At 66.5% G+C, this 20,370-nt stretch carries 20 protein-coding genes; 17 read left to right on the top strand and 3 right to left on the bottom strand.

The window, feature by feature from the left end:
• Positions 1-4: 4 nt before the first annotated feature.
• Positions 5-598, bottom strand: a complete 594-nt coding sequence (locus tag BZF59_RS09925; protein WP_086608087.1) for a J domain-containing protein — start codon at positions 596-598, stop codon at positions 5-7.
• A 79-nt stretch (positions 599-677) separates the two neighbouring features.
• Between BZF59_RS09925 and BZF59_RS09920 the strand changes: the two genes are divergently transcribed.
• Genes BZF59_RS09920 through BZF59_RS09895 form a run of 6 tightly spaced genes read left to right on the top strand, consistent with a single transcriptional unit; the run spans position 678 to position 4,256 of the window.
• Entirely contained in the window at positions 678-944 is a 267-nt protein-coding gene (locus tag BZF59_RS09920) for a BolA family protein (RefSeq protein ID WP_086608086.1), read from the top strand.
• Positions 941-1,411 (top strand): NUDIX hydrolase, encoded by a 471-nt coding sequence (locus BZF59_RS09915; protein ID WP_086608085.1) that lies wholly within the window; start codon positions 941-943, stop codon positions 1,409-1,411. Before BZF59_RS09920 ends, BZF59_RS09915 begins: the two co-directional genes overlap by 4 nt.
• A complete protein-coding gene (locus tag BZF59_RS09910; protein WP_086608084.1) occupies positions 1,408-2,286 on the top strand; it encodes a pirin family protein in 879 nt (292 codons plus the stop codon). The genes BZF59_RS09915 and BZF59_RS09910 overlap by 4 nt, the downstream gene beginning before the upstream one ends.
• A gap of 25 nt (positions 2,287-2,311) precedes the next feature.
• Positions 2,312-3,121, top strand: a complete 810-nt coding sequence (locus BZF59_RS09905) for an SDR family NAD(P)-dependent oxidoreductase (protein ID WP_086608083.1) — start codon at positions 2,312-2,314, stop codon at positions 3,119-3,121.
• Positions 3,121-4,008 (top strand): alpha/beta fold hydrolase, encoded by an 888-nt coding sequence (locus BZF59_RS09900; RefSeq protein ID WP_086608082.1) that lies wholly within the window; start codon positions 3,121-3,123, stop codon positions 4,006-4,008. Before BZF59_RS09905 ends, BZF59_RS09900 begins: the two co-directional genes overlap by 1 nt.
• Entirely contained in the window at positions 4,005-4,256 is a 252-nt protein-coding gene (locus BZF59_RS09895) for a hypothetical protein (RefSeq protein ID WP_086608081.1), read from the top strand. Before BZF59_RS09900 ends, BZF59_RS09895 begins: the two co-directional genes overlap by 4 nt.
• On the opposite strand, the gene BZF59_RS09890 is transcribed toward BZF59_RS09895, so the two are convergent.
• Positions 4,253-5,347 (bottom strand): DUF2332 domain-containing protein, encoded by a 1,095-nt coding sequence (locus tag BZF59_RS09890; RefSeq protein ID WP_086608080.1) that lies wholly within the window; start codon positions 5,345-5,347, stop codon positions 4,253-4,255. The genes BZF59_RS09895 and BZF59_RS09890 overlap by 4 nt on opposite strands.
• A gap of 45 nt (positions 5,348-5,392) precedes the next feature.
• Here BZF59_RS09890 and hisG point away from each other — a divergent pair, with 45 nt between their 5' ends.
• From hisG to BZF59_RS09845, 9 genes are all read left to right on the top strand, one after another.
• Positions 5,393-6,070 (top strand): ATP phosphoribosyltransferase, encoded by a 678-nt coding sequence (gene hisG, locus BZF59_RS09885; protein WP_086608079.1) that lies wholly within the window; start codon positions 5,393-5,395, stop codon positions 6,068-6,070.
• The gene (gene hisD / locus BZF59_RS09880) at positions 6,067-7,362 is read left to right on the top strand and encodes a histidinol dehydrogenase (protein ID WP_086608078.1); all 1,296 of its coding nucleotides are present in this window, start codon (positions 6,067-6,069) and stop codon (positions 7,360-7,362) included. The genes hisG and hisD overlap by 4 nt, the downstream gene beginning before the upstream one ends.
• The gene (gene nusB, locus BZF59_RS09875; protein ID WP_086608077.1) at positions 7,359-7,829 is read left to right on the top strand and encodes a transcription antitermination factor NusB; all 471 of its coding nucleotides are present in this window, start codon (positions 7,359-7,361) and stop codon (positions 7,827-7,829) included. Before hisD ends, nusB begins: the two co-directional genes overlap by 4 nt.
• A 15-nt stretch (positions 7,830-7,844) precedes the next feature.
• Positions 7,845-8,702, top strand: coding sequence for a thiamine-phosphate kinase (gene thiL / locus BZF59_RS09870; protein ID WP_086608076.1), 858 nt, complete (start codon positions 7,845-7,847; stop codon positions 8,700-8,702).
• A 186-nt stretch (positions 8,703-8,888) separates the two neighbouring features.
• On the top strand, positions 8,889-11,054 hold the full coding sequence (locus BZF59_RS09865) for a sodium-translocating pyrophosphatase (RefSeq protein ID WP_086608075.1): 2,166 nt from the start codon (positions 8,889-8,891) through the stop codon (positions 11,052-11,054).
• 187 nt (positions 11,055-11,241) lie between these two features.
• Positions 11,242-12,459 carry a GNAT family N-acetyltransferase gene (locus BZF59_RS09860; RefSeq protein WP_245806100.1) on the top strand — a complete coding sequence of 406 codons (1,218 nt, stop codon included), beginning with the start codon at positions 11,242-11,244 and terminating at the stop codon, positions 12,457-12,459.
• Positions 12,456-13,334, top strand: a complete 879-nt coding sequence (locus tag BZF59_RS09855) for a cupin-like domain-containing protein (RefSeq protein ID WP_086608074.1) — start codon at positions 12,456-12,458, stop codon at positions 13,332-13,334. Before BZF59_RS09860 ends, BZF59_RS09855 begins: the two co-directional genes overlap by 4 nt.
• Before the next feature lie 22 nt (positions 13,335-13,356).
• A complete protein-coding gene (locus BZF59_RS09850) occupies positions 13,357-14,289 on the top strand; it encodes an acyl-CoA thioesterase (protein WP_086608073.1) in 933 nt (310 codons plus the stop codon).
• Between the two features lie 184 nt (positions 14,290-14,473).
• Positions 14,474-15,718: an alginate lyase family protein gene (locus tag BZF59_RS09845; RefSeq protein WP_211277383.1), complete on the top strand. Its 1,245-nt coding sequence runs from the start codon at positions 14,474-14,476 to the stop codon at positions 15,716-15,718.
• 86 nt (positions 15,719-15,804) lie between these two features.
• Here the strand turns inward: BZF59_RS09845 and BZF59_RS09840 are convergent, their stop codons facing one another.
• Positions 15,805-16,620 carry a universal stress protein gene (locus BZF59_RS09840; RefSeq protein ID WP_086608421.1) on the bottom strand — a complete coding sequence of 272 codons (816 nt, stop codon included), beginning with the start codon at positions 16,618-16,620 and terminating at the stop codon, positions 15,805-15,807.
• 150 nt (positions 16,621-16,770) lie between these two features.
• On the opposite strand from BZF59_RS09840, the gene BZF59_RS09835 reads away from it, so the two are divergent.
• Together BZF59_RS09835 and BZF59_RS09830 are read left to right on the top strand one after the other, a co-directional pair.
• Positions 16,771-18,267, top strand: coding sequence for a carotenoid oxygenase family protein (locus tag BZF59_RS09835; protein WP_086608071.1), 1,497 nt, complete (start codon positions 16,771-16,773; stop codon positions 18,265-18,267).
• Between the two features lie 125 nt (positions 18,268-18,392).
• The gene (locus tag BZF59_RS09830) at positions 18,393-20,237 is read left to right on the top strand and encodes a DUF885 domain-containing protein (RefSeq protein WP_086608070.1); all 1,845 of its coding nucleotides are present in this window, start codon (positions 18,393-18,395) and stop codon (positions 20,235-20,237) included.
• The last annotated feature ends 133 nt before the right edge of the window (positions 20,238-20,370 follow it).

Below are 20,370 nucleotides of genomic sequence, written 5' to 3'. Positions count from 1 at the left end.
GCCTCTACGCCAGCGCGGCGCTTTTCTTGAGCAATTGATAGGCGTCCACCACAGCCGTCAGCTGCGCCTCGTGCCGACGGTCGCCGCCGTTGCGGTCGGGGTGGTAACGGCGCACCAGTTCGGAATAGCGCCGCCTGAGCCGGGTGCGGTCTGTGTCGGAGCCAAGGCCCATCACTTCGAGCGCGCTCGCCTCCTCGCGGCTGAACCGCCCCGTCGCGGCCATCCGCCCCTCACGCTCGGCGCGCGACTTGATCCCGCGCGCGCGGGCGCTGATCGCATCCAATGGATCGGCATAGTCGGCCCAGCGCGGCGCGTCGGCGATCCCGGCGGTGGGGCGGAAGACGCGGCTTTCGGTCTGCCAGCCTGCAATGGGCGACTGCGCGCGAATGATCTCCTCGGCGCTCAGCCCCTCGAACCAGTCGTATCCTGCGTTGAATTCGCGCACGTGATCGAGGCAGAACCAGCGCCATTCGCCCGGCCCGTCGAAGCCATGCGGGCGCCGTCCGGGCGCGCGGAATTCGCCCGCCTCGCGGCAGCCGGGGGCCTCGCAAACGCGCCCCGGGCTCTCGACGCGGCCGTGAAATCGTGGTGAAGGCATAGGGGCCAAGAATGGCGATTGGGGCCCCAAGTTCCAAGTCCGAATTGGCCCGCAATGCTTGCAAAAAAGGAAAAACCCGATGTCCGTAGCCGAGGAAATGCGCGTCCGATTGACCGAGGCCTTTGCGCCGACGCGGCTCGCCATCATCAACGACAGTGCCAAGCATTCGGGCCACATGGGCGACGACGGATCGGGCGAGTCGCATTTCACGATCGAGATCGAGGCCGAGGCTTTTGCGAGCATGAACCGCCTCGCCCGCCAGCGCGCTGTGATCGCAGCGCTGGGCGATATCGTGGGCCAGAGGGTGCACGCGGTGGCGATCAAGGCGGGTGTGCCCGCTGAATGAGCCTTGACGATCGCGATAGCCTCAACCCCGCCCTGCGCCTGCGCCGCGCAGCGCGGCTGATCGTGCTCGATCCCGAGAGGCGCGCGCTGATGTTCCGCTATGACGTGCCTGGGCGCGAACCCTTCTGGGTGACGGCGGGCGGCGAATGCGAGCCGGGTGAAAGCTTCGAGGATGCAGCGCGGCGCGAATTGCTCGAGGAGACCGGCTTTGCTGTCGATCCCGGCCCTCAGATCGCGCGGATGACGCCCGAGTTCGTCACGGTCGAAGGCGAGCCGGTGCAGGCCGACGAACGCTTCTTCCTCGTCCGCGTCGCCGCAGCGCGGATCGACACCAGCCGCCACACTGCGCTCGAACAGGCGCTGATGACGCAGCATCGGTGGTTCACCCTCGCCGAATTGGCGAACTGGAAGGAACCAATCTTCCCTGCCAACCTTGCCGACATGATCGCAAAGGAGACAGGCGCATGATCACCCAGACCATCACCCCCGTCACGCACGATCTGGGCGCTTTCACCGTGCGCCGCGTGCTGCCCTCGAAGGCGCGCACCATGGTCGGCCCCTTCATCTTCGTCGACGAATTCGGCCCGGCCGACCTTACCGGTGACGGCATGAACGTGCGCCCCCACCCCCACATCAATCTCGCCACCGTCACCTGGCTGTTCGACGGCGCGATCGACCACCGCGACAGCCTCGGCACCTTCGCCACGATCCGCCCCGGACAGGTCAATCTGATGACCGCAGGGCGCGGGATCGTCCATTCCGAACGCAGCCCGCAAGGCGAGCTGGCGACCAATCCCGGGATTTTCGGAATGCAGACCTGGCTGGCGCTCCCTGACGGGCGCGAGGAGATCGACCCGGCATTCGAGGCGGTCAAGGATCTGCCCGTGGTGGAAGACAGCGGCGCACAGGCGCGCGTCATCATGGGCAGCCTATGGGGAACCCGCGCGCAGACCACCACCTATGCCGAAACGATCTACGCCGATATCGTGCTGGAACCGGGCGGCGCGATCCCTCTGGACGCCGAGGCCGACGAGCGGGCGGTGATGCTGGTGGATGGCAGCGCGGCGGTCGATGGCGTGGCGCTGGAGCGCTATCAGCTCGCCGTGCTCGCACCGGGCGCAGCGATGCGCCTGTCGAGCGAAAGCGGCGGGCGCGTGATGCTGCTGGGCGGGGAAGCATTCGCCACCAAGCGCCACGTGTTCTGGAACTTCGTCAGCTCGGACCGCGAACGGATCAATCAGGCCAAGGACGATTGGCGCGCGGGCAGCTTCCCGCTCGTCCCCGGCGACGAGGAAGAATTTATCCCCTTGCCCGACAAGCCCAAGACGGTCAGCTATCCCTGAAAGCACAGCTTCGGGAGAGAGAGTGATGGACTATACGGGCAAGGTGGCGTGGATCACCGGGGCATCATCGGGCATTGGCGCGGCGCTCGCGCGGGAGCTGGCCGCACGGGGTGCGCATGTGGTGCTGTCGGGCCGTGACGCGGCGCGCCTCGCCGAAGTCGCGGCGGATTGCGGCGAGACGCTGATCCTCGCCTTCGATGTGCGCGACGAGGCGGCTTTGGCTGATGCCACGGCAAAGGCGATTGACTGGAAGGGCGGTGTCGACATCGCCTTTGCCAATGCCGGCATCTCGCAGAGGAGCCGCGCGCTCAAGACCTCGATGCAGGTCTATCGCGACATCATCGAAGTGGATCTCCTCGCCCAGATCGCCTTCACGCAAGGGCTGATCGGCCACATGGCGGAGCGGGGGTCAGGAGCGCTGGGGTTCATTTCCTCGATCGCGGGCAAGGTCGGCGTGCCGATGCGCACGGCCTATTCCGCCGCCAAGTTCGGGCTGGCGGGCTATGCCGATGCGCTGCGCGCCGAGCTGACCGTCAACGGCGTCACCGTCCACACCATCTATCCCGGCTCGGTCGCCACCAATGTCTCGCGCAACGCGCTCAACGCCGATGGCACGCAGCGCGGGCGCAGCGATAGGGCGATCGACGAGGGCATCCCGGCCGACGTCGCGGCGCGCCAGATGCTCGACGAAATTGCCAAGGGGACACGCGAGATCATCGTCGCGGAAGGCATGGAACTTGCCATGGGCGAAGCGCGCCGCACGCCCGAGGCGTTGTTCGATCAGGTCGCAGGCATGGTCGCCAAGGGCTATATGGACAAGCTGGAGCAGCAGTGATGTTTGACCTCAAGCGCGTCCATCTGCCCAACGGCATCCACCTCGACATCGTCGACGAAGGGCCGGTCGATGCGCCGGTGCTGATCTTCCTCCACGGCTTTCCCGAGAGCCATCGGACGTGGCGTCACCAGATCGCGCATTTCAAAGATCGCTACCGCTGCATCGCGCCCGACCAGCGCGGCTATCGCGGCTCATCCAAGCCGCAGGCGGTCGAGGCCTATGCCCCGGCCAATCTGATCGGCGACATCTTCCTGCTGGCGGACACCTTGGCGATTCCGCATTTCACCATCGTCGGGCACGACTGGGGCGGGGCGATTGCCTGGGGGGTCGCGCTAAGCGGGCAGCACGCGCGCGTGACCGCTGCGGTGATCGCCAATGCGCCGCATCCGGTGACCTTCCAGCGGCTGCTCTACACCAACCCCGGCCAGCGCGAGGCGAGCCAGTATATCCGCGGCTTCCGCGATCCCGCCAATGACGCGCTGGTCAAGGAGCACGGCCTCACCGGCCTGTTGCTGAAGGAGGTCAAGTGGGACCGCCCCAGCGCGATGGAGCCCGAGGAGCGCGATCAGCTGCTGCGCGACTGGCAGAACCGCGATGCGGCCTTCGGAATGCTCAACTATTACCGCGCGAGCCCGATCGACGTGCCGACGATGGACGCGCCTTTCGAAGTCCCAGAGGGCTGGACGCCCCCTGCCCTGCCCAAACTCACCATCCCAACGCTGGTGATCTGGGGGCTCGACGACCTCGCCCTGCCCCCTGAGAACCTCGACGGGCTGGAGGACATCATCGATCCGCTGACCATTGTGCGCGTGCCAGATTGCGGGCATTTCGTCCCGTGGGAAGCGCCAGAGGCTGTGAACGCGGCGATGGACGCGTTTCTCGCGTGAACGACCCGGTCAAGAAAGATCCGCTCGCGCTTGCGCTGCGGGGTTGCGGCTGCGTCCTGATTGCGGCGGTGTCGCTGACGATTGCAGGGGCGCTGCTTCTTGGCGGCGTTCTCGGCGATTGTATCGATGACGCCGGTTGCATCGCCCGCAAGCAGAGCGCCTCGGTATGGCTCATCCCGCTGCTGGTGCTTGTGGCGGGAGGCGCGATCGGAGCGATCTTCCTGCGCATCACCCGGCGGCGCGACTAGGCCAGCCACTCCACATCCGCGCCATGTGGGTGCGACCAGGTGAGCTGCGTCTCTTCCGCCTCGCCCGGCCAGTAGCGCACCGTCAGCTTGTGGCGGTGGACCGAGCGGTCGGCTTCGACCATCACCCACGCGAGCGGGTGCTCGGGCGTGGCCTTGGCTCCCGCCGCTTCCATCGCCGCCGTCACCCGCGCCTGCTGGTCGACGGGGACATATTGCCAGACGATCGAGTGCATCAGCATCCGTGTGGTGCCCGCCGCCTGCGGCTTTGCGAGCTCGGCCTCGACAAAGTCCGCCGCATTCATTTGCACAATATCGGGCTTGCGCTCGGAGGCGGCGCGGATTGCGGCGTCCATCCGCTCGAAGCGGACGGTATGCTCGGGCCAGATATAGGCCTTCAGACGCAGCGCCTGCGCCGGATCGGTCAGGTCGACCGGGGCGACATCGCAGCCCTTTGTGCTGGCAATGGCGATGTCCCGCGTGGGCGGAGGCGCGCCGTGCCATTCGGGCCGGAACGCCATCACCGCATGCTTGGGCCCGACACTTACCCCGCCCAGATCATAAGCATAACGATCCAGCATCAGGTTGATCCCCGCGCTCGACCCGATCTCGAGACATTCGAAGCGCGGCGGCAGTCCCTGCTCTGCCAGCCACAGCATCGCCGCGATGAAATTGGCCGAGCGCCCCGCCTCGTTGGTCTGCGGCGGGCCGTCGAGCCAAGGGAGCAGCGCCGCCTCGTGCTCGGCAATCACGTCCGCGATCACCGCTGCGTCGTCGGCATCCTCACCGCCATAGATCGGGGCCAGCTCCGGCGCGGCGCCAGACAGATGGAGCGCGTGCAGGCCGCCTGCCACCCGCAAGGACAGGGCATCGGCGAGTGGTGCGCCCTGCCAGCCGCGCACGCGCTGGAGCAGTGCGCCTTTCGCATCCGATGCCAGCACCTCAGCGATCCCGCCGACCACGCGCGCAGTGATATGCGCTCCCGCGGCCGCGCAATAGGCGACCTGATTGGCAAAGGCCGTCGTCACTGCACCCGGCCCGGCGGTGTTCATGTCGACGAATTCATACGCTGGTCGCTGCTTCGATCCGCCCATTCCCATTGCCCTTTTGCCTGCTCGCCCCTAAGTGCGCCCCCGATCATGACCACCATTGGCCTTTCCGACAATCCCGGACAGCTGACCTTCGCTGTCCCCAAGGGGCGCATCCTCGATGAAGCGCTGCCAGTGATGGCGCGCGCGGGCGTGGAACCCGATGCCGAGTTTCACAATCCCAAGAGCCGCGCGCTCGCCTTCGGCACCAACCGCGCCGACATGCGCCTGATCCGCGTGCGCGCCTTCGACGTCGCGACCTTCGTCGCGCACGGTGCCGCGCAGGTCGGGATCGTGGGTTCGGACGTGATCGAAGAATTCGACTACGCCGATCTCTATGCCCCGGTCGATCTCGGGATCGGGCTGTGCCGCCTGTCGGTCGCGCGCCGGGCGGATGATGCCGACGAGGCCGCCAGCGTCAGCCACCTGCGCGTCGCGACCAAGTATCCCAGCCTCACCCGCCGCCACTTTGCCGCCGCGGGCGTGCAGGCCGAATGCGTCAAGCTGAATGGCGCGATGGAGCTTGCGCCTTCGCTCGGACTTGCGCGCCAGATCGTCGATCTGGTGTCGACCGGCACCACCCTGCGCGAAAACGGGCTGGTCGAAACCTCGGTGATCCTCGACATCAGCGCGCGTCTGATCGTCAACCGCACCGCCCTGAAGACCGAACCCCGCGTCGCCGCGCTGGTTGATGCCTTCCGGCGCGTGGTGGAAAGCGAGCCCGCATGATCAACATCCTCTCCACCCTCCAGCCCGATTTCGAAGCGAAGTTCGCCCGGATCGTCGACGCGCGGCGCGAATCCGACGCCGATGTCGCGGGGCAAGTGGCGGATATTCTCCAGACCGTGAAGCTGCGCGGCGATGCGGCGCTGGTGGACTTCACCCAGCGCTTTGATGGCTATGCGCTGGCCGAAGAGGCCGACTGGTCGATCCCGCGCGAGCTGTGCGAGGAGGCTTACAAGGCCCTCGCCCCCGATCTGCGCGACGCACTGGAACTCGCCGCCGCGCGCATCCGCGCCTATCACGAAGCGCAGCTGCCGCAGAACCGCGACTATACCGACAGCGCGGGCGTGCGCCTTGGCGCGATCTGGCGGGCGGTGGATGCGGCGGGGCTCTATGTCCCCGGCGGGCGCGCGGCCTATCCCTCTTCGCTGTTGATGAATGCCATCCCGGCGCGGGTCGCGGGCGTGGAGCGGCTCGCCATCGCCACGCCGACCCCCAAGGGCCAATCGAACCCGATGGTGCTCGCCGCCGCGCATATCGCAGGCGTGGACGAGATCTGGCGGATCGGCGGCGCGCAGGCGGTGGGCGCGCTCGCCTATGGCACGCAGCGTATCCGCCCGGTCGACGTCATCACCGGCCCCGGCAATGCCTGGGTGGCCGAAGCCAAGCGCCAGCTTTACGGCGTGGTCGGCATCGACATGGTCGCCGGGCCTTCGGAGATTCTGGTGATTGCTGACGGCAAAAACGATCCCGACTGGATCGCCGCCGATCTGCTCAGCCAGGCCGAGCATGACCCGACCTCGCAATCGATCCTGATCACCGACGACGCGGGCTTTGCGCGGCAGGTGGAGGATTGCATCGACCTTCAGATCGCCGCTCTCGCCACCGGCAAGACCGCGCGCACCAGCTGGGACGCGCACGGGGTGATGATCGTGGTCAACGATCTGCTCGCCGAGGCCCCGGCGCTCGCCAACCGGCTGGCGGCGGAGCACGTCGAACTCGCGGTCGACGATCCCGAGCCCTTCATGCACGCCATCCGCCATGCCGGGAGCATCTTCTTGGGCCGCATGACGCCCGAGGCGGTCGGCGATTATGTCGCCGGGCCCAACCACGTGCTGCCCACCGGGCGCCGCGCGCGCTTTTCGAGCGGGCTGTCGGTGCTCGATTTCATGAAGCGCACCAGTTTTCTGGGGCTCGACGCGGCGTCTTTTGCCGCCATCGGCCCTGCCGCTGCCACCCTGGCCCATGCCGAGGGGCTGCCCGCCCACGCCAAGTCCGTGGAACTGAGGATCAAATGAACTCTCCTGCCCGTTCCAAAGCCCGCTCGGCCGCGCGTCTCGCCGCCGTGCAGGCGCTCTACCAGCAGCACATGGAGGGCACCGCGCTCGCCAAGCTGCTCGACGAATTTCACCAGCACCGGCTGGGCCGCACCATCGACGACGACGATTTCGACGATGCCGAATATGCCGATGCCGAAGTGCCTTTCTTCGACGACGTGGTGCGCGGCGTGGACGCGCGGCGCGACGAGATCGACGCGTTGGTGGCTGGCAAGCTGGCAAGCGGCTGGAACCTCGCGCGGCTCGACAAGGCAATGCTTCAGGTGCTGCGCGCCGGAACCTACGAAATCATCGCCCGCGCCGATGTGCCCGCCCCCGTGGCGATCAACGAATATGTCGAGGTCGCCAAGGCCTTCTTCGACGACGGGCAGGCCAAGTTCGTCAATGGCATCCTCGATGCAGTGGCCAAGGACGCGCGCGCGGGCTAATCCATCGCCCGACGCATGAACGAGCCCGACTTCATCGCCGCCCTGCGCGCCCTGCCGCTCCATCCGGGTGCGCGCGGGCTGGCGGATGATTGCGCGGTTATCACGCTCGGCTCAGAAACTCTCGTCATCACCCACGACATGATGGCCGAGGGCACGCATTTCCGCAGCGGAGCCGACATGGCGGACGTGGCGTGGAAGCTGGTCGCGACCAACCTGTCCGATCTCGCCGCCAAGGGCGCGGAGCCGCTGGGCGTGCTGCTCGGCCACGTGCTGGGCCGCGACGATGCGCGGTTCCTCGAAGGGTTGCGCGAGGCGTTGGTCGCCTTCAACACGCCGCTGCTGGGCGGCGACACCATCGCCGCAGCCGGCCCACGCACCTTCGGCCTCACCGCTATAGGGCGCGCGACGCATACGCCCGTCCCCGCCCGCAGCGGCGCACAATTGGGTGACGCGGTGTTCCTCACCGGCCCGGTCGGATGCGCGATGCTGGGGTTCGAGGGCGCTTCCGATCACCACGCCGCCTTCCACCGCCCCACCCCGCGCGTTGCCGAGGGCCGCGCGCTCGCGCCGCTCGTGAGCGCGATGATGGATGTCTCGGACGGGCTGCTGCTCGATGCCTTCCGTTTGGCTGAGGCAAGCGGTGTGACCCTAGCGCTCGACCCGGCGGCGATCCCGGTCGCAGATCGAACGCGGCTGGAGGAATGCATCCGCTGGGGCGACGATTACGAGCTGCTGTTCACCGCCCCGCCTGCCGCCACCCTGCCGATAGCCGCGCACCGCATCGGCACCGTTGCACCTCGTGGCCCTGCGCCGCTGACCCTCGGCGAGATCGCCCTCACCGACCCCGCCAGCCTCGGCTACCGCCACGGGTGAGGCCCCCGGCCCGCCCCCGCACCCTCATAAAACTGCTGAAACTGTCGCAAAACCGGGATTGGCACTCGCGGTGAGGCTTGCCAGCCTTCGCGCAGTGCCTATGACTGTGCGCCTCGCGCCCGAGGGATCAACAAGAGGCGCGCGTCTTCATCACGGAAGACAGGACATAACGAGAGGGGATTGCTCGTGAATCTATTGCTCATTTCGATTGGGCTGGGGGTGCTTGCCATTGTCTATGGCATCATCACCAGCAGCCAGGTGCTCAGCGCGAGCCCCGGCAATGCCCGCATGCAGGAAATCGCCGCCGCCATTCAGGAAGGCGCGCAGGCCTACCTGAACCGCCAATATACCACCATCGCGATCGTCGGCGTGGTCGTCGCTGCGATCGTCGCCTTCGCGCTTGGCACCACCGCCGTGATCGGCTTTGTCACCGGCGCGGTGCTTTCGGGCGTGGCGGGCTATATCGGCATGAATATCTCGGTGCGCGCCAATGTCCGCACCGCCGAAGCCGCCAGCACCAGCCTGCAAGCCGGTCTCACCCTCGCCTTCCGCGCAGGGGCGATTACGGGCATGCTGGTGGCGGGGCTCGCGCTGCTGGCGATCGCGGTGTTCTTCGCCGCGATGATCGGGCCGATGGGCCTGACGCCTTCGAGCCGCGCGGTGATCGACGGGCTTGTGGGCCTCGCCTTCGGGGCCTCGCTGATCTCGATCTTCGCGCGTCTGGGTGGGGGCATCTTCACCAAGGCGGCAGACGTCGGCGCGGACCTTGTCGGCAAGGTCGAGGCGGGCATCCCCGAGGATGACCCGCGCAACCCGGCCGTGATCGCGGACAACGTGGGCGACAATGTCGGCGATTGCGCCGGGATGGCTGCCGACCTGTTCGAGACTTACGTCGTCACCGTCGGCGCCACCATGGTGCTGACCGCGCTGCTGCTGACCGATCTTGGCGAAATGCTGCTGCCGATGATGGCGCTGCCGCTGCTGATCGGCGGCGTGTGCATCGTCACTTCGATCCTCGGCACCTACTTCGTGCGCCTTGGCGGCGGGACCAACGTGATGGGAGCCATGTACAAGGGCTTCATGGTCACCGCGGTGACCTCGATCCCGGCGATCTATGGCGTGATGACCTACACGCTGGGTGATATGACGCGGGTGATTGCGGGCGGATCGGAAGAGACCACCCAGATTATCGATCGGGCCACCGGCGAAAGCATCACGCAGACCACCATCACGCTCGGCTTTTCGGGCATGAGCCTGTTCCTGTGCGCCCTGCTGGGGCTGGTCATCACCGGGCTGATCATCTGGATCACCGAGTATTACACCGGCACCAAGTATCGCCCGGTGCGATCGATCGCCAAGGCATCGGAGACGGGCCACGGCACCAACGTGATTCAGGGCCTCGCGATCAGCTTGGAATCGACCGCGTTGCCGACGCTGGTGATCGTCGCAGGGATCATCATCGCCTATGGCCTCGCTGGGCTGATGGGGATCGCCTATGCGGCGACCGCGATGCTGGCGCTGGCGGGCATGGTCGTGGCGCTCGACGCCTATGGCCCGGTCACCGACAACGCCGGCGGGATCGCCGAGATGGCGGGGCTGGACGATAGCGTGCGCGAGAAGACCGACCTGCTCGACGCGGTGGGTAACACCACAAAGGCCGTGACCAAGGGCTATGCGATCGGTTCGGCAGGCCTCGGCGCGCTAGTGCTGTTTGCGGCCTATACCACCGATCTTCGCACCTTCTTCCCTGATGCGGATGTGAACTTCAGCCTCGAAAACCCCTTCGTGATCGTCGGGCTCTTGCTGGGGGCCCTGCTGCCCTACCTGTTCGGGGCGATGGGCATGACCGCGGTGGGCCGCGCCGCGGGCGACGTGGTGGTGGACGTGCGCAACCAGTTCCGGGAGAACCCCGGGATCATGGCGGGCACCTCCAAGCCCGACTATGCGCGCACGGTCGACCTCGTCACCAAGGCGGCGATCAAGGAGATGATCATCCCGTCGCTGCTGCCGGTGCTGGCGCCAGTGGTGGTGTACTTCGTGATCACCGCGATCGCCGGGCAGGACAACGGCTTTGCGGCGCTCGGCGCGCTGCTGCTGGGCGTGATCGTGGGCGGGCTGTTCGTCGCGCTCTCGATGACCGCCGGCGGCGGGGCGTGGGACAACGCAAAGAAGTACATCGAGGACGGCAATCACGGCGGCAAGGGCTCGGAAGCCCACAAGGCCGCGGTGACGGGCGACACGGTCGGCGATCCCTACAAGGACACCGCTGGCCCGGCCGTGAATCCGATGATCAAGATCACCAACATCGTCGCCCTGCTGCTGCTGGCGGCGCTGGCGCATGGTGTGGCCTGATCCACTGATGGCCCTCAAGTAGCGAAGCGGTAGGGCACCAAGAACGCCCTCAAGTAGCGAAGCGGTAGGGCCGCAAAGACTCAACCCCGCCGGGAGCGATTCCGGCGGGGTTTATCTTTGCCGCACGCCCTGTCCCGGCCCCGGACAGCGCCCGCACGCGCTGAGGCTTTCTTAATCGCTCCATGTCATGACCCATCGCAAAGCTGCGCAGGGCTGCGCCGCGACGGGGTTAAGCACGATGGAAATGGGCCATGCGGACAGCTTCCGCATCCATGCAGAGACCGGCGACACGCCTGCCGCCCTGCCCCATGCCCAGTTGCGCCTGCTGACCCTCGCCGAAGCCGAAGACCCCGCCTTCATCGCCGCGTGGGAACGGCTTCTGGCCCGCGCGGCAGAGCCCAATCCCTTCTTCGAACCGTGGTTCCTCCTTCCCTCGCTGCGGCAATGGGGCGACGCGGCACGGGTCGTGATCATGGCGTGGTTTGCCGAGGGGCGGCTGGCAGGTCTGCTGCCGGTGGTGCGCAGCGCCAAATATTACGGCCACCGCGTCCCTCATCTGGGCGGCTGGCTGCACCCCAACGCCTTTTGCGGCGTGCCGCTGATAGCTGCCGGGCACGAGGAAGCCTTCTGGCGCGACCTGCTCGCCCACTGCGACCGGCAGGCGGCACGCGCGCTGTTGCTGCACCTGCCGCAGCTCCCCGCCGATGGCCCGGTGAACGCCGCGCTCGACCGGGTGCTGGCCTGCTCACCCCGTGCGCATTACACCGCCGCCGAGGAGCACCGCGCGCTGCTTACCGGCGAGGCCAGCGCCGCCGCCTATTGTGAAGCCGCGATGAGCGCCAAGAAGCGCAAGGAGCTGCGCCGCCAGCACAATCGCCTCGCCGATGAAGGTGCACTGACTTTCGAACGGCTGGCAGGCGACGAAAGCCTCACCGCATGGACCGCCGAATTTCTCGCGCTTGAGGCTGCCGGGTGGAAGGGCGCGGGCGGTTCCGCGCTCGCCAGCGCGCCCGATACGCGCGCTTTGTTCCAACAGGCGCTGGCGGGCGCGGCAGCGGCGGGGCGGCTCGAACGGCTGGCGCTGCGGCTCGACGGGCGGGCGATTGCGATGCTCGTCAACTTCATCACGCCGCCGGGCGCCTACAGCTTCAAGACCGCCTTTGACGAGGCCTATGCGCGCTTCTCTCCGGGGATGCTGCTGCAACTGGAGAACCTCGCGCTGCTGGAACGGCCCGAGGTGCAATGGGCTGATAGCTGTGCGGCGGAAGGCCACCCGATGATCGAGCGCCTGTGGCGGGACAAGCGCCGCATGGTCAGTCGCAATATCGCTATCGGCGGGCCGCTGCGGCGCGCCGCCTTCCGCCTGCTGATGGCCTATGAAACCCGATCGAGGACTCGCCCATGAACGCCCCTGCTCGCTTTGCAGACGCCCTGCCCGCCACGGTGTTCGACGCCGCCGCGCGCAGCCGCTTTGCCGCGCATTACCCTGAGCGCCCGCATATCCTCACCCACAGCCTCACCAGCCACCCGCTGCTGGAGATCGAGGCGCTGGCGCAGCTCGCGGAAAAGCTGCCGATCACCTCGGTCGAATACAACCGCGGCGATCTGCCGATCGGGGTGGACGGCAAGCCGGGCTCGAACGGCCTGACCATTGCCGAGACCATCCGCAAGGTGGCCGAGGCCGAAAGCTGGGCGGTGCTAAAGAACATCGAGCAGGTGCCCGCCTACGAGGGCCTGCTGCTCAGCCTGCTCGAGGAAATCCGCCCCGGGATCGAAGCCGCGACCGGTGCAATGCTGACGCCGCAGGGGTTCATCTTCGTCTCCAGCCCCAATTCGGTCACGCCCTACCACTTCGACCCGGAGCACAACATCCTGCTCCAGATCCGGGGCACCAAGGTGATGACCCAGTTCCCGGCGGGCGACACCCGCTTCGTGCCCGACGAGGCGCACGAGACCTACCATTCGGGCGGCCCGCGAGAATTGAAATGGGACGAAAGCTTCCTCACCCAAGGCACCGCGTTTCCACTCTGCCCTGGCGAGGCGCTGTTCGTGCCGGTGATGGCGCCGCATTTCGTCAAGAACGGCTCCGCCCCTTCCGTCTCGCTCTCGATCACTTGGCGCAGCGAATGGTCCTATCGGGAGAGCGACGCGCGCATCTTCAACGCAATCCTGCGCGAACGTGGGTTGAAGCCCCGCGCGCCGGGCCGCTGGCCGGTGCAGAACTATGCCAAGGCCTATGCATTTCGTGTGCTGAGAAAGCTGGGGTTGACCGGCAACTGACCGCCAAGCATGGCGGCAAGCCATGAGCGAGACACCCACCCCCGAAGAACTCGTCGCCGGCCTCGTCCGCCTGCTGACGGTCGAAAAACGCGCCGCCGATGTCTATGCCGGGCCGCCGCAGCAGGACGGCATCGGGCGGGTGTTCGGCGGGCAGGTGCTGGCACAGGCGCTGCAAGCCGCGCAGGCAAGCGTGAACGACGGCAAGAGCGCGCATTCGCTCCACGCTTATTTCCTGCGCGGCGGACGCGAGGGTGCGCCGATCGAATACCGCATCGCGCGGGATTTCGACGGGCGCAGCTTCGCCAACCGCCGCGTGGTCGCCAGCCAGGAGGACGAGCACGGGATGCCGGTGCCGATCCTCAACCTCACCGCCAGTTTCCAGCAGCCCGAGGCAGGCCTCGAGCACATCGACTCGCCCATGCCGGACTTGCCCTTGCCCGAAGACCTGCGCTCCGACATGGAACAGCGCCGCGATATCGCCGCCGCCTGGGGGGACAGGCTCTCCGAACAGCAACGCCGCCTGATGCTCCGCCCGCGACCGATCGAGATGCGCACCTGCGATGCGCTGCACTGGATGAGCAGCGAACCGCGTGAGCCGCGCGCGCATACCTGGTTCCGGGTCTGCGCGCCGATCACCGGGGTGGACGACACGCCCGACCTGCACCGCGCGATCATCACCTATGCCAGCGACTATACCCTGCTCGGCACCAGTGCGCTGCCGCATGGCCTCAGCTGGATGCGGAACGAGCTGGTTGGCGCGAGCCTTGACCACGCGATCTGGTTCCACCGTGACGCGCGCGCCGACGAGTGGCTGCTCTACGCTACCGACGCCCCGTGGAGCGGCGGCGGGCGCGGATTCAACCGCGGGCGCATCTTCAACCGCGCGGGCGAGCTGGTGGCGAGCGTCGCGCAGGAAGGGATGATGCGCAAGCGCGCGCCAGCAGCGAAACGGTAGCGCAGACGAGGGCCTGCGACACCTGCCCCGCCGATACCACGCTTCAAATGGATCCGCGCAGCTGAAGCACGGTTGCAACACGTGGAGCAGTGGTCAAAAGTTCAGATCGGTTCGATCGAAAACCGGGCCGATGATCGGACGGACCGAGCAGCAACCGACAGCGGGATGGCGCGGAGGAGCGAAATTGACGAGACACTTTTCGCAAGAAGCGCGCCAACTGCCGATCGCCGGAATGGCGCGATCGGGGGTCACGCGGCGGGTGTTTGCAGCCGGGTTGATCGGCGGCTCAGCACTGCTGAACGGCTGCGCCCGGAACCTCGCGGCCGGCGGCGACCTCCCCCAACCCATCGACCTTGGGGCATCCGAACGCGTTCGCGTGCTGCGCCAGGCGGAACAATGGCTGGAAGCGCCACCGATCACAGTCACTGCGTCGCTGGCACCGCGTAGCCCGGGGGACCGGCACGCCTATTATTCCGAAGGCGACTACTGGTGGCCGGACCCCGCCAACCCCTCGGGGCCGTTCGTCCGGCGCGACGGCGAGAGCTATCCCGGACGGTTCGACGATCACCGGCAGGCGTTGATCCGCCTGTCGCGCGCTGTCCCTGCGCTTGCGGCGGCATGGTTGCTGACCGGCCGGGATGTCTACGCGCAAGCTGCGCAGCGCCACCTGTCCGCCTGGTTCGTTGATCCCGAAACCGCGATGGCCCCGCATCTTGAACATGCGCAGGCGATTGTCGGCCGAAACACCGGGCGAGGGATCGGGATCATCGATACCCTCCACCTCGCCGAAGTCGCGGTGGCGATCCCGCAGCTGCCCATGCCGACCGCAACGCGTGACCGGATTGACGCATGGTTCGCTCGCTATCTTGAATGGATGTGGACGTCCCCCAACGGGCTGGACGAGCAGGATGAGCGCAACAATCACGGCACATGCTACGCCGTTCAGGTCGCCGTCTTTGCGCAGCTTATCGGCGACCGCGACAAGATCGCATGGTGCCGCACACGCTTGACCGGTTCGCTGGTGCCGGGACAGATCGCTGTCGATGGCTCGCAGCCGCTTGAATTGTCGCGAACAAAGCCATTCGGCTATTCGCTATTCAATCTCGACATGCTGTCGGTATTGGCGCACCTCGTTGCGCCGGGAGACCGTGCGGTCTGGACTCATCGTTCCACATCGCACGGCAGCCTCGCTGATGCTGCAGCCTTCATGCTGCCTTTCATCGAAGACAAGACTCGCTGGACGTTCGCGCAGGACGTCGCCTTCTGGGACCAGTGGCCAGTCAGACATCCGCTGCTCCTGATCGATGCCGCTCTGGAAAACCGCCCTTTGTCGCGCGCCTTGTGGGACAGGCTGGATCCTGACCCCTCAAATGCCGAGGTCATCCGCAACATGCCATTCAGGCAGCCGCTGATCTGGTTCAAGGGCTGAGAATTACAGCGCCGACCAATTCAGGACCACAAGGGCCGGATCGTCAGCGTGCCTTCGGCCCACCACGTGTCAGACGACTCGCTCCGCTAATGCGCCAGCAGGATCGGCATCTGCGGCGCGCTCAGCATCTTCCGCGTCACGCCGCCCAACAGCATTTCCGCCAGCCGCGAATGGCCATAGGCGCCCATCACCATCAGCCCGCATTCGCGCATCTGCGCGGCGGAGAACAGCGTGTCGGCAATGCTCGCCTCGCCGCGCGGGATCTCCACGATCTCGCAATCGATGCCGTGGCGGGCGAGATAGTGCGCGCCGTCGGTGGAGGGGAAATCATTGCGCGCCTTGTCAGAAGGCTCGGCGATGCTGGCGAGCGTCACCTTGCACGCGCAGGCCAGCAGCGGCACCGCGGCGCGCAGGGCATGGGCGGCCTCGGCAGAGCCGTTCCACGCCACCAGCATCGGCGCGCCGACATCAAGGCTGGGGGCACTTTCGGGCACCACCAGCACCGGCACGGGCGCTTTCAGCACCACATCGCCCACCAGCGCCGAAGGCCCGCGTCCGTCGCTCCCCGCCTCGGCCGGGCCGACGATCACCACATCCGCCAGCGGCGAGGCTTCGAGCAGGCGCTGCGGGGCGATGCCATAGACGAAGCGCCAGTCCCACGGCACGCCTTCGTTCTCCAGATCGGCCTCGATCTGGGCGCGCAGCTTTTCGGCGTTTTCCTTGATGATCGGCATCGCGGCGGCGATCGCCGATCCATAGAAGTCGCCCGGCGCGAAGACCTCGTAGCTGACCGCCTGAAGGCAGGTGATGTGGCCGTTGGTGGCCCGCGCGATGTCGAGCGCGACTTGCAGGCGCGCGGTCATCGCCGTGTCGTGGTCGATGTGTAGCAGGATCGATTTCATGGCGTGTCTCCCGGTGATGGTGAACATGGTCGCCCCGAACGCCGCGGCTGGCTTTGACAGGGATCAAATTCGGCCTGCGTGCGTCCGCCCAGCATAGCATCTTGCCATGGACAAAGCCCGCGCTCATTCTGGCGGGAGGGAGAGACCATCATGCAGATCACGCGCCACCCGCCGGTGAAGACCAGCCTGGAACCGTCGAACCACCCCTATCTGACCGGGGCGTGGACGCCGCTGCACGAAGAGGTCGATGTCGCAGAACTGCCGGTGCTGGAAGGCGCGATCCCCGCCGACATCGACGGCATCTACCTGCGCAACACCGAAAATCAGGTGCACCAGCCGCTGGGCCGCCACCACCCCTTCGATGGCGACGCGATGATCCATCAGGTCAACATCAGCGGCGGCACGGCGAGCTACCGCAACCGCTTCGTGCGCACCCATTGCTTCGAGGCCGAGCAGATCGCCGGGCAATCGCTGTGGGGCGGGTTGATGGACCCGTGGGGCACGTCGAAGCGCCCCGGCTTCGGTGCGCATGGGGGGCTGAAGGATACGGGCTCCACCGACATCATCGTTCACGCCGGAACGGCCTATGCGACGCTCTACCAGTGCGGTGAGGCGTGGATGCTCGATCCGGTCACGCTCGCCAGCCGCGGCAAGGCGCCGTGGGTGCCGCTCGATGGCATCTCGGCCCACCCCAAGGTCGACGAGGCGACCGGGGAGCTGATGTTCTTCAACTACTCCAAATACGCGCCTTACATGCATTACGGGGTGGTCGACCGCGAAGGGCGGCTGGTGCATTACGTGCCGGTGCCCCTGCCCGGCCCGCGCCTGCCGCATGACATGGCGATCACCAAGAACTGGTCGATCCTTAACGACATGCCGCTGTTCTGGGACGAGAGCCTGCTGGCGAACAACATCCACGCCGCGCGAATTCACGAAGGCCTGCCGACCCGCTTCGCGCTCATCCCGCGCCATGGCCAGCCGGAGGACATTCGCTGGTTCGAGGCCTCGCCGACCTATGTCCTGCACTGGACCAACGCGTGGGAGGAAGGCGACGAGGTCATCCTCGAAGGCTATCATCAGGCCAAGCCCATGCCCGATCCGCTCGAGGAAATGGGCCGCTACAGCCACATGATGGCTTATGTGGACGAACATTCCTTCCAGAGCCGCCTGCACCGCTGGCGCTTCAACCTCAAAACCGGCGAGACGCGCGAAGAGCGCCTGACCGACCGCATCGTCGAATTCGGGATGATCAACCCGGCCTACGCGATGCGCAAGAGCCGCTATGTCTGGTCGACCACCACGCGGCCCGGCTGGTTCCTGTTCAACGGCTATGTCCGCCACGACACCCAGACCGGCGAGGAACAGGTCTATCGGCTGCCCGAAGGCGTCTATGCCAGCGAAAGCCCGATGATTCCCAGAAAGGGGGCGGTTTCGGAAGACGACGGCTATCTGGTCACCTTCCTGATCGACGAGAACACCGGCACCTCGCAATGCGCGATCCTTGATGCGGCGGACATCGCCAAGGGCCCGATCTGCCGCCTCGCGCTGCCGCACAAGATCTGTTCAGGCACCCATTCGGTGTGGGTCGAGCACGATCAGCTGCGCGCCGATGCCGCCTTCCACGCCGCGCGCTTCGCCCGCACCTGATTCTGCGGCGCAACGTCACCCGTCGAACTGGCTCGCCCGCTCGTCGCCGCCGCGCTTGCGCCGGGTGCACCCCAAGGCGTAACGCGCCGGGATTGCACGACTGCCATTTTCGGGAACCCCACTTGATGACCCTGCGCTATGCTCTTGCCGCTTCGACCGCTCTGCTGCTGACGGGCGCCCCCGCGCTGGCGCACTCCCCCGCCGCGCCGATCGCCACAGCGGCACAGACGGCCACGAGCACCGCCACCGCCCCGCAGACTGAGCATGACAAGCTCTTCGCCCTGTTCGAGGACGCCGACGCGCGCGAGCTTGAGCTCGATCCGCTGGGCCGCCTGTTCCGGGGTGACGATCAGAATGCCGACCGCCTCGGCGACCTGCTCACCGATTCAAGCTTCCTAGCCAGCCGCACCAACATCAAGCTGAACCTCGCGCTGCTGGCGCAGATCGACCGCAGCAAGCTCGATGAGACCGACGCGCTTGCCTATGACGTGTTCAAATACACGCAGGAGCGCGCGCTCGACGGCTATTCGGACGAAATGCGCGCGCTGACCGAAGTGCGCCCGATCAACCACTTCTTCGGGCTGCACACCTTCTACCCGCAATTCGCCAGCGGCACCGGGGTCGCGCCGTTCAAGACGCTGGCCAATTACGAGGACAACCTCAGCCGGCATGACGATTACATCGCCTTCATCGGCCGCGCGATCGGCAAGTTCCGCGAAGGCATGGACAGCGGTGTGCTCGAAACGAAGCTCACGGTCGAAATCATGGTCAGTCAGCTCGACACGCAGCTGGAAACCCCGCTCGCCGATTCGATGTTCATGGCCCCGACCAAGGCCTTCCCCGACACGATTTCGGCGGAAGACCGCGCACGCCTGACCGCCGCCTACGAGGCCAAGACCCGCGAAATCTACGCCGCCACCACGGGCTTGCGCGATTTCCTCAAGAACGAATACCTCCCCGTCGCGCGTGACAGCATCGGCCTTTCGCAGATGAAGGGCGGCGACAAGCTCTATGCCCGCATGGTCGAAGAATCGACCACCCTGCCGCTCGATCCCGAAACGATCCACCAGCTCGGCCTGTCGGAAGTCGCGCGGATCAAGGCGGATCTGGAAAAGCTCAAGAAGGAAGTGAAGTTCAAGGGCACGCTCACCCAGTTCTTCGACTACGTCCGCACCGATCCCAAGTTCCAGCCCAAGACCCGCGAAGGGCTGACGCAAAACTTCTACGACATTGGCAAGCAGGTCGACGCCAAGATCGGTGACTATTTCTCGCTGCTGCCCAAGTCGCCGCTGGAAATCCGGCCCTATGACCCCTCGACCGAAAAGTTCGAGGCGGGCGGTTCCTATCAGGGTGGCTCGCCTGACGGGTCGCGGCCCGGCGTGTTCTACTTCAACGCCTATGACCTGCCGAGCCGCCTGACGCCGGGCAATGTCACGCTCTACCTCCACGAAGGCGCGCCGGGGCACCACTTCCAGATCAGCCTCGCGCAGGAAAACGAGGCGCTGCCCGCTTTCATGCGCTTTGGCGGGACGACCGCCTATGTCGAAGGCTGGGCGCTCTATGCCGAAACGCTCGGCTACGAGATGGGCTTCTACAAGGATCCGTGGAACCGTTACGGCACCTTGCAGGACGAACAGCTGCGCGCGATGCGGCTGGTGGTCGACACCGGCATCCACGCCAAGGGCTGGACCCGCGATCAGGCGATCGACTACATGCTCGAAAATTCCGGCATGACCCGCACCGAAGTGGTGGCCGAGGTGGATCGCTACATCGCTATCCCGTCGCAGGCGTTGGCCTACAAGATCGGCGCGCTCAAGATTCAGGAGCTGCGCCAGCGCGCCGAGGCGAAGCTGGGCAAGAAGTTCGACATCAAGGCCTTCCACGCCGAGGTGCTGGACACCGGCGGGTTGCCGCTGGCGATCCTCGAACAGAAGATCGACCGCTGGATCGCGGCCCAAGCGGCAAAGTAGGGCCAAGGCACCGGCCAGACGCGCGGCTGACGGAATGGGCCTTTCGCGGAGGGGCATTCTGCTCTCTGGACACTGTCTCATGTGTCTCCAACAGGCCCGATTCTGAACGCGCATCTCCGCGCTGTGCGTCAAC

Source organism: Erythrobacter donghaensis (genome assembly GCF_002155425.1).
Lineage (GTDB): Bacteria > Pseudomonadota > Alphaproteobacteria > Sphingomonadales > Sphingomonadaceae > Erythrobacter > Erythrobacter donghaensis.
This window is presented reverse-complemented; position numbering and strand designations above follow the sequence as displayed.

Excerpts from the sequence above, each read along its gene's own strand:
- BZF59_RS09925 (WP_086608087.1), bottom strand. The coding sequence starts at position 598 with ATGCCTTCACCACGATTTCACGGCCGCGTCGAGAGCCCGGGGCGCGTT.
- BZF59_RS09920 (WP_086608086.1), top strand. The coding sequence starts at position 678 with ATGTCCGTAGCCGAGGAAATGCGCGTCCGATTGACCGAGGCCTTTGCG.
- BZF59_RS09915 (WP_086608085.1), top strand. The coding sequence starts at position 941 with ATGAGCCTTGACGATCGCGATAGCCTCAACCCCGCCCTGCGCCTGCGC.
- BZF59_RS09910 (WP_086608084.1), top strand. The coding sequence starts at position 1,408 with ATGATCACCCAGACCATCACCCCCGTCACGCACGATCTGGGCGCTTTC.
- BZF59_RS09905 (WP_086608083.1), top strand. The coding sequence starts at position 2,312 with ATGGACTATACGGGCAAGGTGGCGTGGATCACCGGGGCATCATCGGGC.
- BZF59_RS09900 (WP_086608082.1), top strand. The coding sequence starts at position 3,121 with ATGTTTGACCTCAAGCGCGTCCATCTGCCCAACGGCATCCACCTCGAC.
- BZF59_RS09890 (WP_086608080.1), bottom strand. The coding sequence starts at position 5,347 with ATGGGCGGATCGAAGCAGCGACCAGCGTATGAATTCGTCGACATGAAC.
- hisG (WP_086608079.1), top strand. The coding sequence starts at position 5,393 with ATGACCACCATTGGCCTTTCCGACAATCCCGGACAGCTGACCTTCGCT.
- hisD (WP_086608078.1), top strand. The coding sequence starts at position 6,067 with ATGATCAACATCCTCTCCACCCTCCAGCCCGATTTCGAAGCGAAGTTC.
- nusB (WP_086608077.1), top strand. The coding sequence starts at position 7,359 with ATGAACTCTCCTGCCCGTTCCAAAGCCCGCTCGGCCGCGCGTCTCGCC.
- thiL (WP_086608076.1), top strand. The coding sequence starts at position 7,845 with ATGAACGAGCCCGACTTCATCGCCGCCCTGCGCGCCCTGCCGCTCCAT.
- BZF59_RS09860 (WP_245806100.1), top strand. The coding sequence starts at position 11,242 with ATGACCCATCGCAAAGCTGCGCAGGGCTGCGCCGCGACGGGGTTAAGC.
- BZF59_RS09855 (WP_086608074.1), top strand. The coding sequence starts at position 12,456 with ATGAACGCCCCTGCTCGCTTTGCAGACGCCCTGCCCGCCACGGTGTTC.
- BZF59_RS09850 (WP_086608073.1), top strand. The coding sequence starts at position 13,357 with ATGAGCGAGACACCCACCCCCGAAGAACTCGTCGCCGGCCTCGTCCGC.
- BZF59_RS09840 (WP_086608421.1), bottom strand. The coding sequence starts at position 16,620 with ATGAAATCGATCCTGCTACACATCGACCACGACACGGCGATGACCGCG.
- BZF59_RS09835 (WP_086608071.1), top strand. The coding sequence starts at position 16,771 with ATGCAGATCACGCGCCACCCGCCGGTGAAGACCAGCCTGGAACCGTCG.
- BZF59_RS09830 (WP_086608070.1), top strand. The coding sequence starts at position 18,393 with ATGACCCTGCGCTATGCTCTTGCCGCTTCGACCGCTCTGCTGCTGACG.